The organism is Mycoplasma sp. 4079 (assembly GCF_047785185.1).
Taxonomy (GTDB): Bacteria; Bacillota_I; Bacilli_A; order Mycoplasmatales; family Metamycoplasmataceae; genus Mycoplasmopsis.
In genome coordinates this window covers 12,206-29,353 of the sequence record NZ_JBLNNG010000002.1, presented here as the reverse complement: position 1 = coordinate 29,353, position 17,148 = coordinate 12,206, and the positions used below count along the sequence as shown (strand labels likewise).

The window sequence follows — 17,148 nt, the reverse complement described above, 5'->3', positions numbered from 1 at the left end:
CACATAGCAAATTTGCTATGTGAAAGATAAATTATTTTTTGAATTCTGTAATAACTTCTTCACTGTATTCTCTGAATTTGTTTGCAACTGGGTGTAATGTGTAGTAGTTTTGAACAATAACTTCTTCAACTACTTGTTCTGTAACTTCTCTAACTGCTACTTCTACTCTTTCCTCAACTTGTTCACAGTTACATTCACCTTCACAGCATGTTTGTTTTTCTTCTTCACATCCACATTCTTCTTTAGCTAATGCTGATGAGCTGTAAACAACTTCTGCTTCTCTTTTAACCATATTAGCGTTTCTGTTTGCTAAGCAGTGTCCACCACATCTGTGTCCACCAACAGGTTCGATAATATTTTCTTCACGTGTTAAGTCTGATTCAACATAAACGTATTCTTCTTTAGGTTCTTCTTTTACTTCTGAATATACAACTGTTTCTTTTTCTTCTACTGGTTGTTCTTGTTCGACTACAGTTTCTTCAACTAATACTTCTTCATTTTTAACTTCTTCAACAATTGTCATTTGTTCAACGTGGTATTTTCCACCTAAACAAGGACATGAGAAACAAACACATTGAACTCTTGGTGATTTACATACTTTACAATTTCCATCTAATTTAACTTCTAATTCTACTTGTGCCATAAGGATCTCCTTTTATTTTCAAACTATTTAGATTTAATAAATTTATGATTTTGAACAATTTTTATTTATGTTTTACATAAACATTGATATTTAGCCTTGGTCTTTGTGGTTGTCTTCTTTTTGGTGCAAGAGCTACTGAACGACTAATTTTATGTTCATTATCTTTAATATAAGCAATATTACTACAATTATAAAGTTTATTATCAAGATTTATAGCAATATTTTTATTAGTTTTATCACTTTGTTTTTTAACTTTTTTTGGTTTTTCATCTAATCTAACTACTTCTTGATTTTGTAGTTGATTTTCAGCCGGAACTTCAATTGGTTCACTAGCTGTTTGAGCTAATTTTTCTTGCTCAGCTTTCTTTTGTTGCTCTAGGTCTTCCATTCTTTTCTTAATTAACTCGTAAGTTTCAACAACAACTCTTTCTTGCTCTTCAATTGATTTGTATGGATCAATTCTGAATGATGAAAGAATTTGTTGGAATATTGGATCAGCTTTCATTTGTTTTGTGAATAATGTCTTCATTCCAATTCTGTCTGAGAAGACTTTTAAAAGCACTCCATAAGCAATATCATCAATCATTTTGTAGAAAGCTTTTGTCCCTTCCTCTGTATAAATTTGGTAAGGGTTCTTTTGTGAATATTGAGCTAAGTTAACGTTTGAACGTAATTTGTCCATTAAGTTGATATGACTTTGTCATTTTTCATCTAATGTGCCTAAAATAAGTGCTCTTAAGTGTCTTATTAACTCTTCTTCTGAAGTGTTTTCTATTGCATTCTTTTCTCAATCTTGATAAATTGAAAGAATAATGTTAGCAATATATTCTGGCAAATCTGTTTCGTGAACTTTTGAAATGTCATTAATATCAAAGTGGAATTTAATGAATTTACCAATGTTTTCATTTAAAAAGTCTACAAGAGCTTCATAATGATAAACATTATTATGCAATCTATATTCACCACTTCTAACAATAGTTCTAGCAGCAGATGCTATCATTCTTTGAACGATAAACACTATGTCACTGCTGTATAAGATTAAATCACGTTGCGCATAAATTAAGTCACGTTGTTGTCTAATAACGTCGTCATAATTTAAAACTGATTTACGTGAGTCATAGTTGAAACCTTCAATTTTCTTTTGAGCGTGATTAAAAGCAAATCTAAGTTGTTTATTAGTAACTTCTTTGTCTCCATCTTTTGAATAAGCATCTCTGAAACTTTCATAGTTTGCAAAACGTTGCATTAATTGATCTTCAATAGAAATAAAGAATTTACTTGTACCAATATCCCCTTGACGTCCTGAACGTCCTCTTAGCTGGTTATCAATTCTTCTTGATTCAGCTTTATCTGTTCCTAAAACGTATAATCCACCAAGTTCTAAAGCTTCAGGTGTAGGTTTAATGTCAGTTCCACGACCAGCCATATTTGTGGCAATAGTAACTGATTTAACTTCACCAGCATGCGAAATAATTTCAGCTTCAGATGCATTTTGTTTAGCATTTAAAACTCTATGAGGAATTGCTCTATGTGTTAAAAGTCTATGAATAACTTCTGAATCTTCAATTTGAGCAGTACCAACTAAAACTGGTTGACCTTTTTTGTAAAGTTCTTCAATTTTATTAGCAACTGCATTTCATTTTGCTTTAGCAGTTGCAAAAATTGCATCAGGTTCATCTACACGAGCAATTGGTTTATTTGTAGGAACAACATTAACTCTCATATTGTAGATATCAATGAATTCTTGCTCTTCAGTTTTTCCTGTACCGGTCATTCCACAAAGCTTTTTGAACATTCTGAAAAAGTTTTGGTAAGTAATGGTTGCTAAAGTTTTTGTTTCAGGTTCAACTTCAACCATTTCTTTAGCTTGGATAGCTTGTTGAAGCCCTTCTGAATAGCTACGTCCATCCATTATACGACCAGTGAATGCATCAACTAATTCGATTTTTCCTTCACGGACAATGTACTCAACATCAATACGCATAATTTTATGTGCTCTTAATGCGTTTTGGATTAAGTGAACATTTTCAGAGTTTTCAATTTTATAAAGTCCATCAGTTTTGTAAAACTCATTAGCTTTAGCAATCCCTGAGTGTGTTAGCGCTACAGCCTTTGACTCTTCATCAACTATGTAATCTTCAGGACCAAGAGTTCTAACGAATTGGTCAGCAGCAAAGTAAGCTGCTGTATCATCTTTTTCTCCACCTGAAATGATAAGAGGTGTTTTAGCTTCATCGATTAAGATTGAGTCAACCTCATCGATTAAACAGAACTGAAGTCCTCTTTGAACTTTGTTATTCTTATTTGAGACCATATTATCTCTTAAGTAATCGAACCCAAGTTCAGAGTGAACTGAATAAGTAATATCAGCTGCATAAGCTTTTCTTTTATCATCCTCATTCATTTGTGCTTTATTAATCCCAACAGTAAGTCCTAAAAAATTAAACACAGCACCCATTTCAGTTGCATCACGTTCAGTTAAGTATTCGTTAACTGTAGATACAATCGCACCTTTACCTAAAAGAGCATTCAAGTAAACCGGAGCAATAGATGTAATTGTTTTACCTTCACCAGTTTTCATTTCAGCTACTGAACCTAAATCTAAAAGTAATCCACCTAATATTTGAACATCATAAGGTCTTTTACCTAAAACCCTCTTTGTTGCTTCTCTAGCTACTGCAAAAGCATCATTACGAATGTCTTCTAATGAATAACCTTTTTCTAATAGCTTTTTAAAGTATTCTGTTTTAGATTTAAGTTCTTCGTCTGTAAACTTAGAAACTATGCTTTCAAGCTGATTAATTTTCTTTAAAGCTTTCTCAGCAATACGCATTTCTGACGTTTTGAAGTCTAATAATTGTTTTCAACTTTTCATAAGTTCAATTATACTTTTTTATTTATAAAATAAAAAAGACCTATTAACTTTTATGAGTTGAATGGGTCTTTTTGACTTTTAACACTATGTGTATGTAGAAAAAGTAATTTTCAGGTTAATAATTATTGTATGAATATTTAGTTAAAAATAAAGTTTTACACCATTTATTTTTAACGTTTTTTAGATATAAAAAATTAAACTAAAAATCATAATCTTGTTTGTAGTTATTTGCTAATGTAAATTTTCGTTTTGGCAGTTTAATTTTCTCGCCCAGCACAGATCTCTTATACTCATAATAAAACATTTCAGGTTTTAATTCAATATTACCAAGTTTTCACATACCATCACCACATAATAACATTACTAAATAAACATCCATTTTCTTAGTTTTTGATTTCTTTAAAAATTTGATTTTAATATGCATTCAAGGAAATCGTACTGAAGATATGTCCACTCTAACTGAAGGCCACACTGTTTTAAATTTTGTCTTTTCATTTATTAAAAAATGAACTTCGGAATGAGTATTTAGAATTAAATTATCATATAAATTTTCATTGGATAATCTTGCATTCTTACTTGAATATTCTGGTATTAAGTAATTTATATAATCATCCAAATATGATTTTAGATTACCTGATATTCAAAGACCCAAAAGTGAAGAACCCTCACATAGTAAAATAATAGAAGCAGGTAATCCTGTGTAGAAACAGAAAGTAGTGATAGTATTTATTTTAGCAAAATAAATGCATGCCAAAATTATCGAAATAATTGTGTGTATAGCCGATATTGTTATGATTACAAGAAAAACGATTAATAATATCTGTTCGAATTTCAATCTTTTAAGAAATTTTTCTTTTAAGTAATCAAAAATTTCAGGACGTATTTTCGTGCCTGAATCAATTAATCGTATAATGTCAAACAGTTTATGTCATATAAATCTCATTTTTCCATCTATCAGCCAGGATAGATAATAAATAATCATTAATATCATTCTTGATTCCTTTTCTTAATATTTAAATAATATCACCCATTCCATAAAATAATTAAAAATAAATAGTTATTGAACGCTAAGTAAAAAGAGAGCTCATCGAGCTCTCAAATTTATCTAATATCCCAATGAAACTTTATTAATCACATTTTGTTTATAAACTCATTTTAAAAATGGATAAATAGCTATTGAAATTATTACTAAAACACCTCATTCAACCAGCATATTTACTCAAATTAATGTTAATCAAACTGATGGTGATGTTACTTCTTTTATGCCTATGAATTGAATTCCGATAAAAATAAAAATCGAAACAAATAATGTATTGGCAGCAAAAATTAAAAAAGCAAAGATTGTACTTGTGAATATATTGAATTTACCTATTTTAAAGCATAAATAATATGCTCCTACCAAAAATAAAGCTAAAGCGATTCTTGGTACAAATGAATATAAGATGTTATTGAAAATTGGATAACCTAAAACAATCGAACCTATTCAAGATCAAAATCCAAATGACAGCGTGCTTCATAAAGTTCCAATCATACCTAAATGAATTGAAGCGATTAAAATAACAATTGGAAGAGTTGTTATTGATATAACACCAATCGTAATATACCCTGTGTATGGTGTAAAAGTTAAAATTACAATAATTGCCATGTACATAGCTAAGTAAGCTATGTTTTTTATTGTGAAAAGATTTTGTTTTGGTTTATGTCCAGTTTGTTGTTGTTTATTTGAATTTGCAATTCATATTAATTCTTTATTAGAGCAAGAATTATGATTTTGTGAATTATGTAGTTCCATAAATTGAGAAAAGAAAAATTCAGCTTAATTACTGAATTTAACACTTAAAATTTCAATCATGTATTTTGTTTGTGCATCAACTTCAACAACATCACCAGCTACATGTCCCATCATTGCTACTGCAAGTGGACTTTTGTTTGAAATTTTATTTTCAAATGGGTTTGTATCGTGTGTACCCATAATTGTAACTTCTTTAACTTGATTTGTGTCTTTTTTAACAAATTGAACAGTTGTACCAATTCCAACTGTGTTTTGTGTTGACTCATCTTTAGCTTCAATAATTTTTGCATTATCTAAAATTTGTTCTAATTCGCTAATTCTACCTTCGACAGCACCTTGTCTATCTCTAGCTGCATCATATTCAGCGTTTTCAGATAAGTCTCCTTGTGCTCTAGCTTCTTTTAAGGCAGCTTGAACAGCAGGTCTTTCAACATTAACTAAATGTTCATATTCTTTTTTATATCTATCGTAAGTTTCTTGCGATAGGTAAACAACACCTTTTAATTCTTCATTGTTCATAATCATTCTCCTTATGTTATTTTGAGAAAAGTTAATTTAATTATATTTTATTTTAGTCTGATTTTATCTTTTTACTATAAAAAGAAATTTAGAACTTAAAAATGATACTTCATATGGGATTGAAGACATCCTAAGTAATGAAATTAATCTTTTAATTTCAGATCTTTTTGCATTATCAAAACTAATAATACACATACCTTTTTGCATCTTGTGAACATACTTATCATATAAGTCATTTACGTCTTGCTCAGTACGTAAAATCGCAACAAAATCTAATTCTTGATCTTTATATTCTATTATTCCTTTACCAGCTTCATTACCAAAAATCTCTTTAACTTTATCATATAAGTCTTTATTTAAACTTGAGTTTAAATAATAAATATTTGATTTTGTTTTTGAGTCAATTGCAACTATTGGGAACATATCTTTTTCATCAACAATTAAGCAATTTTGATAATGATTTTGATAAATTGTATTAATAATACCTTCAATGTCTAAATCATTTGCTTTTGATTTTAGGAAGTCTTTAATATCAAAAGGTAATACACCAAGTTCACTACGTAAAGATTCAATTTGAACAAGCGCTTCAGCATGCGCTTTTGCTAAATATTTTTTACGAATCTTTCTTGAGTAAATATTTAACCCAATGTAAATACCAATACCTAAAACAAACACAACTATTGCAGATACCATTAAAATCATTCTTGTTGTATCACTCATTATTTACCTCATTTATGTTTATAGTAATCTAAATAATCATTAAGTATGATTTGTGCTGCAAGCTTATCTTTATGATCTTTTCTTTTCTTTCTAGTTAAACCGGCTTCAATCATAGTCTCATGGGCTTTTTTAGTTGAATATTGTTCATTAACCAATAAAACAGGTAAGTTAAATTTTTCTTCAAGTTGCTTTTTGAAATCTTCAACCATTAAAGTTCTATCACTCTTATCTCCACTAATTTTAAGTGGGTAACCAAGCACTATTCCATCGATTTTGTTTTTATAAACTTCATTAATGTAGTAGCTAATTCTGTCAAGAGCTTGGGTAAATTTATATTCTTCGAATTTAAAGTTTTCTAATCCTGATGCAATGATTTCACTTTCATCAGTGATTGCAATTCCACAACTTTTAGTTCCTAAATCTAGACCTATTTTTCTCATGTAATCTCTTCTAATGCAGCAATTAAGTTATTAGCAGTTGCGACTTTACCCATAGATAAGATAGCGTTTCCACCACCACGTCCATTAAGTTTTGCAAATAATTGTTGTGCAATAGCATTTGAATTGTATTCTTTTGAAGCTACAACAATCATTGGATTGGTTTCATCATTTGATGTAAGCACAACTAAAATATCGTTGTATTTTTCTCTTAATGTAGAAGCTACTGTTTTAATGTTTGATTTATTAACTGTTTGATTTAAGTAAACTTTGTTTCCATTTATTGTTAAAACTTCAATTGAGTCATAATCAAATTCAAATGAATTTTGTAAATCTTTTTGAATTTGCTTATTGTCTTCTTTAAGTTTTTCAATTGCTTCTTCTAAGTAGTCAATTGCTTCTTCTTTTACAGTAGGAATATTTAAATCAAAGTTGTATGAAGCTTCTAGCTCAGTGTTTTTGTCAATTAATTTTTCTGCTTCAATAATTAATTTATCAATTTCTTGATCTAAAAACTCATCAACTAAAGCATTTGATGAAATAGCTCTAATTCTATATACACCAGCAGCTTTTTTATCAACGTTTGTAATTTTGAAGTTTTCTAATTTAGCTGTATTTGATAAGTGAGTACCTCCACATAAGTCAGCTGTAATATTGTCAAATTTAACAATTCTTACATTTAATGGGTTCATATATTCTTGTTCTTCAAGAGTCATAATTGCACCCATTTCTTTAGCTTGGTCTGTAGTCATATTCAAGTAATGTCTTACAGCGTCCATCTTAATGTACTCACGAACTAAGTTTTCGATTGCTCTAATTTCTTCTTTTGTAGGTCTTGTATCAGCTGGTAAATCAAATGTTAAACGTTCTTCATTGTTATTTGAACCTAATTGTCTAATTTGATTTCCTAAAACGCTTCTAAGTGCACTGAATAATAAGTGTGTTCCAGAGTGGTTTCTTTCAAGTCCTAGTCTAATTGTTTCGTCAACAAAGCACTCTACAGGTAAGTTTTTAACAATTTTTCCTTCAACTTTGTGAATGTGGTTTCCAAATTTATCTTTGAAAACATCTAAGATTAAAATTGTATTTGTACCTTGTTTTATGTATCCACGGTCGTGTTTTTGTCCACCACTAGTTGCATAAAAAGGAGTTCTATCAAGCACAACATATGAAATTCCGTTAGCTTGCTCAATTTCTTTTTCAGTATCTAGTAAGTATAAAATGCTTGAAACTGATTTTGTGTATTCATAACCAATAAATTCATCAACTTTTGATTTGATTAAAGTTAATGAGTTGATTACTTTATCCATTCCTGAAACTTTTATTCCTTTACTCATTTCAGCGTGTTTTTGTTTTGCTGCTTCAAAAGCTTCATAATCAATTTGGATATTTTGTTGAGCTAAAATTTCTGCAGTTAATTCAACAGGGAAACCATATGTTTCGAATAATTTAAATGCAATGTCTCCTGGGAAAACTTTTAAATCTTCAACAATAAAGTCAGATAGAATTTGTTTTCCGTTTTCAATAGTTTTAGCAAAAGTTAATTCTTCATCTTCAATAACTTTTTTAATTGGATTTACATAATATTCAAAAGGTAATGTTTCTTTAATCACATCAACAAGTTTGTGTAAGAAAGGTTCGTGAATATTTAATTGCATAGCTTTGTAAACACTACGTCTAATTAATCTTCTTAAAATGTAACCTCTACCAACATTAGATGGTTTAGCTCCATCAGCAATAGCATTAGTTACTGTTCTCATGTGATCAGCAATAACTTTAAAATATGAGTTCATTAAAGTTTGATCTTTATCATTTACAAAGTAATTGTTTGTATCATATCTATAATTTGTGAATTTCTCGATTTCGTGAATAATAGGTAAAAATAAGTCAGTATCAAAGTTTGTAGGCGCATCTTGCATAATTGAGACAATTCTTTCTAATCCAGCACCAGTATCAATATTTTTTTGCTTTAATTCTGTATATTCACCTTCACCATTTGAGTTATATGTTGAAAACACAATGTTTCAGATTTCAATGTATCTGTCGTTTTCAATGTCTTCTTTAAGTAGCTCGATTCCTCTTGAATCATACTTCTCACCACGATCATAGAAAATTTCTGTGTTAGGACCACAAGGACCTGAACCAACTTCTCAGAAGTTAGTATCTTTGCCACCTGGTATCATGTGTGATTCGTCAAAACCATGAGCCATTCAGTAATTTTTAGTTTCTAAATCTTCATAGTAGTATGTGAAATATAATTTGTCTTTATCAAGTTTTAGAACATCTAATAGAAACTCAACAGCAAAATCAATAGCTTCTTTTTTAAAGTAATCTCCAATTGAGAAGTTTCCTAACATTTCAAAGAATGTATGATGTCTAGCTGTAATACCAACATTTTCAATGTCATTTGTTCTAATTGCTTTTTGTGAGTTAGTCAATCTTTTTGCAGGAGCTTCTTTTTTACCTGAAAAGTAATCTTTCAAAGTCGCAACACCACTATTGATTCAAAGTAATGATGGGTCATTTTGTGGAACTAAACTTTTTGAAGGCACAACAAAGTGTCCTTTAGATTCGAAAAACTTTAATCATGATTCTCTAATTTGTTTTGAATTCATACTTACCTTCCTTATGTTCTTTTATTTCTTTGAAATAAAAGTAAAAATATTACTAAATTATATTAAAAAGATTTTTAAACAGTTTAAATTTTCAATTTGTTTTAATCAATATCCTTATTTTCATTTTTATTACTAAAACATCTTGTACACTAAGTTAAAAGTTTTAATTGCAGATTTGAATTCAAAATAATTAGCACAAAATTTTGTTAATTTCAGTTAATTAAAATAACCAAGTTAAATTCTATAAAGTGTAAAATTATATTAATTAGGAGAAATATGAAATTAAAAACAAAAAATATTTTTAAATTATTAACATTAACTGGTGCGATTTCATCAGTAACAGGAACTATTGCATGTTCTCAAGAAGCACCTAAAGAACCTAAACCAAGTAATCCGATTGCAAATCCAGGTGACATAGCTCAAACAATTGCTAAAAAAGAGGAATTATTGGATTTCTCAAAATCACTCACCGATACTGCAATGATGCTTACACCAAATCTTTTCAATAACTATGTCAATTTAGTTAAATCGCTAACAAATGCAGATATTAATGATAATTCTGAGAATTACGTAGAAGCTCTAAAAATTAAAGACCAAATAGCAAAAAACTTACAAGATATCAAATCATTAGAAGAATGTAAAAAAGAGGTTGAAGGAATCACTTTTTCAAATATCCCTCTAACAAATGAAGCTATCTTATTAATTGAAAAGACAAAAAAATATGTGACTTCAAAATATCGTTCTTCAATCGAAAAGCTAAATAGTGTCAACATAAAAGAATTAGACGATTTTGAACTAGATAAGCTGATTGCTTTAACCTCTTATGCGTTGAAATTGACTAGTTCATCATTTGATAACATGTATCCGATAGTTATGAAGGTTATTAGAGATAAATATATCTTACTTAATAGAATGGATATAAATTCTTTGAATGATCTATTTACAAATTTAAAGGATCAGGAGCAAGTTAAACAATTCTTTCTTGCTGCAATCACGGAATTATATGAATCTTTTGATGATACCGATAAAACTGTTAAAGCATCACAGAATAATTCTCTTCTTTTTCCGTTTTTGAATTATTCTAATCCGGAATCTGATATTCAAGCTGAAAGAAGATTGCATATCGAAACTTATGGAATGGCAGAAACAATTGTTGATATTTCTGAATTAGTAAATTCTGTAATAAATAATCCTGAAACGCTTGATTCATTAGGAACTGAGAAAAAAGATGAAATCTTAACTTTCTTAAAACAAATAAATAATAAACATAAGGGTAATACCAATTTGAACTTATATACAATCGGCCAAATGCTTAATAACGATGCCATAAAGATTGAAAAAAACATAATAGTTAACATTGTATGAGCTATGTTTCTTCAAAAAGATGAAACTACAACAATGCTAAAGTCAATCATTAGTGAATTTACAGATTTCTTTTTAAAGAAACAAAACAATACTGTTTTAGGACTTAAATACGAAATTCCAGAAAAACAAATACCTATTTTCTTGAATGAAAATTACACTGCAATTATGGAGGAAGCATTTAAGGATAAAAAAGTTTCATATGTTTATGCTCCATATGTTGAAAAAATTGGGAAAGATTCATTAAATACAGAAGATATTAGAAATGTATTTTTACCAAAAGCAACTTATTTAGGAGAAAATGCAATTAGACATCAATTGTTAGCAGAATTTGCAAATACAGTTCCAGAAAGCTTTAAAAAACAAATTAAGCTTAATGAGAATACTTATGTATCTGTGGATAGTGAAGCAACTGATGTGCAAATAACTTCAGATAAGCCACTTTATTTTGTAAATGGTTTATTCAAAAGCAATGAAAATATCAATACAGTCACAATTACTTCTACACAACCAGTTTATATTTCAGAAGAAATGTTTAAACACAGTACACTTAGAACAATAACAATTCAAGCACCTGAAGTTTATATTGCAAATGAAGCATTTGCAGATACTCCAGCACTTGAAACATTTGATGTTCAAAATGTTCAAAATATAGGTGAGTATGCGTTATTCGGTTCGAAATGATACTATGACCATATTTCAAACTCAAATGAAGAGCAAATTAAATTAGATTCAGTTTTAATTGGTTACAAAAATATCAATAATAAAGCTGAAATCACTTTAGACCCATCAATTACACAAATCTACAACTCTGCATTTTCATTTGACAATAAAATTCCAGAAGCAGCAACTGCTAATGAAGTTATTACAAGTATAGCAGCAGAAAATGTTAAATCAGTAAATCAAGGAACATTTGGATCATTATCAAACTTAACAAGTTTAAACTTACCTAACTTAACTTCTCTAGGTGCTACAGCACTTCAAGGAACACCATATTACTATAACATCTTAAACGATCAAGAAAGCACAAAAGCGATGTTAGGAAAAGTTTTAATTAAATTTAAATCTGATAACCCTTATGTTACATTGTCTGATAAGGTTGAATTTATTTACACAACTGCATTTAAGAGTTCAAACCAAATAAACTCAATTCAAGGAGAAAATGTTAAGGGTATTGCTTCAAATACATTTGCAAATGGATTTGGAACAATTTCTGCACTTAACTTCCCTAACTTGGAAAGTGTCGGTTCATCTTGAGCAACATCAATTTCTCCACAAAGTGAAACTCCAGTTCTAGTTGCTCCTAAATTAAATGTAGTTAATAAAAAGCAATTAATTCGAAATTAAGATAAGAAAAATCATATGAGTTAATTTAACACCCATATGATTTTTTATATGTATCATTTTTTAGTTTTATCATCATAAATTTCATCAATTGTTGCTCCACCAATACATTTGTCTCCATCGTATAAAACAACTTGTTGGCCTGGTGTAACAGCTGATGAACCCTCAGGATAGAATACTCTGATTTTATCATCGCCTAAAAATTCAACGGATACTTTAATATCTTTTTGTCTATATCTAAATTTAGCAGTTAAATTATCAGGATTAAAATCTTTGTTATTTAAGGTTAATCCTGAAGCAATTAAATTATTTGAAATCAAGTATTCAGGTTTTGAGTTAGGTGCAACATATAAAATATTTTTTTGCACATCGTGACCACAAACATAATATGGTTCAGCCATACCACCTAAATTTAAACCTTTTCTTTGTCCAATTGTGTAATAGAAACATCCGACATGTCTTCCAACAACTTTATTTGTTGTAATATCTACAATATCTCCATCTTGTGCTGGTATATAGTTTTGCAAGAATTGTCCAAAGTTTCTTTCTCCAATGAAACAAATTCCTGTTGAATCTTTTTTAGTTGCAGTAATTAAACCTAACTCAGAAGCAATTTGTCTAATTTCAGGTTTAGTTAATGCAGCAAGTGGCATAATAACTTTTTTAAGTTGATCATGACTTAATTGAGCTAAAAAGTAAGTTTGATCTTTATCTTCATCTTTCGCTCTGTATAAGTGACCATCAATTACATTTGCATAATGTCCCATAGCAATATAGTCTGCTTTAAGTTCATTGAATGCATAGTTAGCAAAAGCATTGAATTTTATGTACTTGTTACATAAAATGTCCGGATTAGGTGTTCTTCCTTTTTTGAATTCTTCAATAAAGTTTTCAAAAACATTATCTCAATATTCTTTAACAAAGTCAACTCTTTCAAGTTTGATACATAATGAATTTGCAACTGATTGAGCATCCATATAATCTCTTTCCTGTGGACACATATCTTGTTTAAGATCATTGTTTCCAAGAAAATCATTATTAACAATACTGTCTCAGTTACGCATAAATAATCCTACTACTTCGTAACCTTGCTTTTGTAATAAATAAGCAGCAACTGATGAATCAACGCCACCACTCATACCTATAACAACTCTTTTAGACATATTTCTCCTTTATATACTTAAATAAGTATATAAATTGTAATATAAAAACCAAAAAAGCGAAATTTTTTGGTTTTTAATGTAAAAATTTAACTTTTTGCTATTAAGCAAATGGTTCTCATAACTCCAGAACAACTGATTTATCAGCTTTAAGATATTCTTCTGGAACATATTTAGGATCTACAATAACTGAGAAGTTGTACTCATCAAATCATTCATCAGACATTGAGTAAACACCTTTTTTACCAGAATCATCACCTCAACTGTTTTCAACTTTTCAAGCAATCGGTTTACCATTTTCTGTCTTAACACCTACAAAAGCCATCGCGTGATTTAACATTGAGTTAAAGTAGATAATTCTATCTTCTTTATTAAAGTCACTAATTGGTTCAAAAACTGAATTAAAATCATAAAGTTTAGGGTCAAAAATTCCTGATTTATTATCTTTGAAAGGATCGACATCACAAGCAAATCAAACTGGTAAGTTATCTTTTAATGAAGCAATTACAGCACTCTTAATTACATCTAATGGAACGTTAATCATTTCAACATCTTGATCTTCATAAACTGATTTTTGATATTTAAGAACATATTTAGTTCCATAGTCATAAAGATTTCTAGGGTCGTGCACTAGATTAACTTTTTTATCAAAATCTTTTCCTACATATTTTTCGAAAAACTCTACAGGAGTTATGTTTTCAATTTTGTGATACTTATTATCTTTATCTTTGTATTCATAAGTGAACTCATTAACTGGTGTTCCTAAACATTTAGAAACGATGTCATAAACTCTGTAAAGTGCATCTTCTTTAACTGCTTGAATTTGTGATTCAGCAGCACCTTGTGCAACAAGTACTCTAATTTTCTTCATTCCATTTTTAAGATGCTTATCAATTTGTTCATTCATATCTGTTGTATTTCCTGAATGGAATGTTTCAGGCATAATTGATTTTGGAACTGCACCATATTTTTTAAGTAAGTTAGCAAAATATTCTCAGTATCCACCATCTGAAGCAACATTTCTATTAATTAAGTGATAAACTTCTCTATTTTCTAATGGTAAGTTCGCTGTTTGGATTGCATAATTTAAAAATGTATTTGCTTTTTCAATTTTGTCATAGAAAGCAAAGTAGTTTTGTGAAAACTCAAAGCTACTTACATTTAAGTTTTTAGCAGCTTCAACTCTACCCATATTTAACGAAGCGAAAATTCAACATCTTCCACTATTTTTTTGTGATGTTATATCACCTAATGTTGTTTCTATGTCAAAAACGTGATCGTGTTTGATAAATGTTTGATGATCAAAAACTGTATTCTTAATACCATTTTTGATGATTGAGTTTTGAATCATTTTATTGTTTGATTTTGATTCAAATTTTGACTTGAATTCATCTAATAAGTTTTTAGTTACATTCATTTTTACTCCTATATACCTTGTATATTAGTTATTAATATAGTTCAGTTTAATTCATAATGTATTACAATTTAAATTATGAATAATCAAGAAACTATTAAAGCAGTTCCTGATGTTAAATCAGGCTCTGTAAAATTATTTTATGGAATTATACTATTAACAAGCACTGGTGGATTGCTTTTATTATCATTATTATCAATCTTCTTTGTGTGAATTAATTTACTAATACTAAATTCAATGCCAAAATCGTTTTATCAACTTTTATTTTTAATAATGATGATAATCGTCCCTTTTATTGGAATTATGATTCTAAGTTTTATAAAACCGAAAAATGAATCTCAAAATCTAATACTCACGAGCATCAAGTTCTTCTTCTATGCATTATTCTATGGAATTTTAATCGGAACAGCTTTATTATTAATTAGTTTTGGATCATATACATATGATAAATCTGCATTAGAAATTGTCAAGTATGCATCATTGCAATTAGCATCAGTTATTTTTATACCAGTAGGAATATTATTCTTGACCGGAATATTAGGAATGTTAAAAATTATTAATGTAAGATCACTAATAGTAATGATTTTAGTTCTATCATTTGCAATATTAGTTACATTCTTAATTTCATTCTTTGCTTTTAGACAAAGAGATAACATTAACTGATGAATCGGAATTTTAATGGTTGCATTAATCTCATTATTTATGATTCTTCAATGATATTCAATTAGAAAAACAGCTGATTATGTCGAGTATATGAGTAGAAAATCATTAATCACTTTAGGAATTCAGCACGGACTTCAGTTATTTGTTTCATTAGCTCAACTACTTTATTACGTTATTGTTATATTGGTTAAAGAAAGATAAAACAATTTACTCTCAACACTACGGTGTTGATTTTTTTGTTAAAAACGCAAAGAAAATACACAGACCTAAATCTGTGTATTTGAAATTATTTGTGAAAAACAATTAGTCAAATTATTTAACAATTTTTGTAACTGTTCCTGCACCAACTGTACGTCCACCTTCACGGATTGAGAATTTTGTTCCTTCTTCAACAGCAATAGGTGCGATTAATTTAACTTTTAAGTTAACATTTTCCCCTGGCATAACCATTTCACGTCCTGGTTCGAATTCAATTCCCCCTGTAACGTCTGTTGTACGGAAGTAGAATTGAGGTTTGTAGTTTTTAAGGAATGGAGTGTGACGTCCTCCTTCTTCTTTTTTAAGAACGTAAATAGCAGCTTCGAATTCTGTGTGAGGAACGATTGAACCTGGTTTAGCTAAAACTTGTCCACGTTCAACTTCATCACGGTTAACTCCACGAAGTAATAATCCAGCGTTATCTCCAGCTTGTGCTTCTTTAAGGTTTTTACGGAACATTTCGATTCCTGTAACAACTGTTTTCTTAGTAGGTTTTAATCCAACGATTTCAACTTCGTCGTTTAATTTAAGTGTTCCACGTTCTACACGTCCTGTAGCAACTGTTCCACGTCCTGTAATTGTGAAAACGTCTTCAACAGCCATTAAGAATGGTTTGTCAAATTCTTTAACAGGTGTTTGGATGTATGAATCAACTGAATCCATAAGTTCCATAATTTTTTCTTCGTATTTTGCATCACCTTCTAATGCTTTAAGAGCTGATCCACGAATGATTGGAGCATTGTCTCCATCAAATCCGTATTCTGAAAGAAGTCCACGGATTTCCATTTCAACAAGTTCGATCATTTCTTCTTCACCTTCAAGCATATCTACTTTGTTTAAGAATACAACGATACGAGGAACTCCAACTTGTTTAGATAAAAGAATGTGTTCACGTGTTTGAGGCATTGGTCCATCTGTTGCAGCAACAACTAAGATAGCTCCATCCATTTGAGCTGCCCCTGTAATCATGTTTTTAACATAGTCAGCGTGACCAGGACAGTCAACGTGTGCATAGTGACGTTTTTCTGTTTGGTATTCGATGTGTGATGTGTTAATTGTAATTCCACGTGCTCTTTCTTCTGGTGCGTTATCGATAGAAGCGTAATCACGAGCTTCTGATAATCCTTTTTTAGCTAAAACTGTAGCAATAGCAGCAGTTAAAGTTGTTTTACCATGGTCAACGTGTCCGATTGTTCCAACGTTAACGTGTTCTTTACTACGATCAAAATCTAATTTTGCCATGTAATTTCCTTTCTATTTTATATATATAAAATTGTTTAATAAATGTATTGTGTTTTAGCGCCAAAACCAACCTATGCCTAGCCTTTCATCTAGGTCCTGTCCAT

At 29.6% G+C, this 17,148-nt stretch carries 13 protein-coding genes; 2 read left to right on the top strand and 11 right to left on the bottom strand.

The genetic code is table 4. From position 1 onward, the window contains the following. Positions 1-31 precede the first annotated feature (31 nt). The 8 genes from ACMZI9_RS00695 to alaS form a co-directional block, all read right to left on the bottom strand. The gene (locus ACMZI9_RS00695) at positions 32-643 is read right to left on the bottom strand and encodes a hypothetical protein (RefSeq protein ID WP_416099048.1); all 612 of its coding nucleotides are present in this window, start codon (positions 641-643) and stop codon (positions 32-34) included. Positions 644-704: 61 nt separating this feature from the next. Next, on the bottom strand, positions 705-3,518 hold the full coding sequence (gene secA / locus ACMZI9_RS00690; protein WP_416099047.1) for a preprotein translocase subunit SecA: 2,814 nt from the start codon (positions 3,516-3,518) through the stop codon (positions 705-707). Positions 3,519-3,717: 199 nt separating this feature from the next. Beyond that, positions 3,718-4,134 carry a hypothetical protein gene (locus tag ACMZI9_RS00685; protein ID WP_416099046.1) on the bottom strand — a complete coding sequence of 139 codons (417 nt, stop codon included), beginning with the start codon at positions 4,132-4,134 and terminating at the stop codon, positions 3,718-3,720. 489 nt (positions 4,135-4,623) lie between these two features. Then, on the bottom strand, positions 4,624-5,310 hold the full coding sequence (locus ACMZI9_RS00680; protein ID WP_416099045.1) for a hypothetical protein: 687 nt from the start codon (positions 5,308-5,310) through the stop codon (positions 4,624-4,626). A 24-nt stretch (positions 5,311-5,334) separates the two neighbouring features. After that, positions 5,335-5,829: a transcription elongation factor GreA gene (gene greA, locus ACMZI9_RS00675; RefSeq protein WP_257089363.1), complete on the bottom strand. Its 495-nt coding sequence runs from the start codon at positions 5,827-5,829 to the stop codon at positions 5,335-5,337. A 63-nt stretch (positions 5,830-5,892) separates the two neighbouring features. After that, positions 5,893-6,549, bottom strand: a complete 657-nt coding sequence (locus ACMZI9_RS00670) for a BC85_0335 family putative methyltransferase (RefSeq protein WP_416099044.1) — start codon at positions 6,547-6,549, stop codon at positions 5,893-5,895. Further along, positions 6,549-6,989, bottom strand: a complete 441-nt coding sequence (gene ruvX, locus ACMZI9_RS00665) for a Holliday junction resolvase RuvX (protein WP_323176663.1) — start codon at positions 6,987-6,989, stop codon at positions 6,549-6,551. Before ruvX ends, ACMZI9_RS00670 begins: the two co-directional genes overlap by 1 nt. After that, positions 6,977-9,601, bottom strand: coding sequence for an alanine--tRNA ligase (alaS, locus tag ACMZI9_RS00660; protein ID WP_416099043.1), 2,625 nt, complete (start codon positions 9,599-9,601; stop codon positions 6,977-6,979). The genes ruvX and alaS overlap by 13 nt, the downstream gene beginning before the upstream one ends. A gap of 276 nt (positions 9,602-9,877) precedes the next feature. On the opposite strand from alaS, the gene ACMZI9_RS00655 reads away from it, so the two are divergent. Further along, positions 9,878-12,310, top strand: coding sequence for a leucine-rich repeat protein (locus ACMZI9_RS00655; protein WP_416099042.1), 2,433 nt, complete (start codon positions 9,878-9,880; stop codon positions 12,308-12,310). A gap of 44 nt (positions 12,311-12,354) precedes the next feature. Here the strand turns inward: ACMZI9_RS00655 and mnmA are convergent, their stop codons facing one another. Together mnmA and ACMZI9_RS00645 are read right to left on the bottom strand one after the other, a co-directional pair. Then, on the bottom strand, positions 12,355-13,470 hold the full coding sequence (gene mnmA, locus ACMZI9_RS00650) for a tRNA 2-thiouridine(34) synthase MnmA (RefSeq protein WP_416099041.1): 1,116 nt from the start codon (positions 13,468-13,470) through the stop codon (positions 12,355-12,357). Positions 13,471-13,570: 100 nt separating this feature from the next. Further along, complete coding sequence (locus tag ACMZI9_RS00645) at positions 13,571-14,884, bottom strand: C1 family peptidase (protein ID WP_416099040.1); 1,314 nt, start codon at positions 14,882-14,884, stop codon at positions 13,571-13,573. Positions 14,885-14,959: 75 nt separating this feature from the next. On the opposite strand from ACMZI9_RS00645, the gene ACMZI9_RS00640 reads away from it, so the two are divergent. Further along, the gene (locus ACMZI9_RS00640; RefSeq protein ID WP_323188945.1) at positions 14,960-15,745 is read left to right on the top strand and encodes an MAG0110 family membrane protein; all 786 of its coding nucleotides are present in this window, start codon (positions 14,960-14,962) and stop codon (positions 15,743-15,745) included. 111 nt (positions 15,746-15,856) lie between these two features. Here ACMZI9_RS00640 and tuf read toward each other — a convergent pair whose 3' ends face one another. Further along, positions 15,857-17,044: an elongation factor Tu gene (gene tuf / locus ACMZI9_RS00635; RefSeq protein WP_257089347.1), complete on the bottom strand. Its 1,188-nt coding sequence runs from the start codon at positions 17,042-17,044 to the stop codon at positions 15,857-15,859. Between the last annotated feature and the right edge of the window lie 104 nt (positions 17,045-17,148).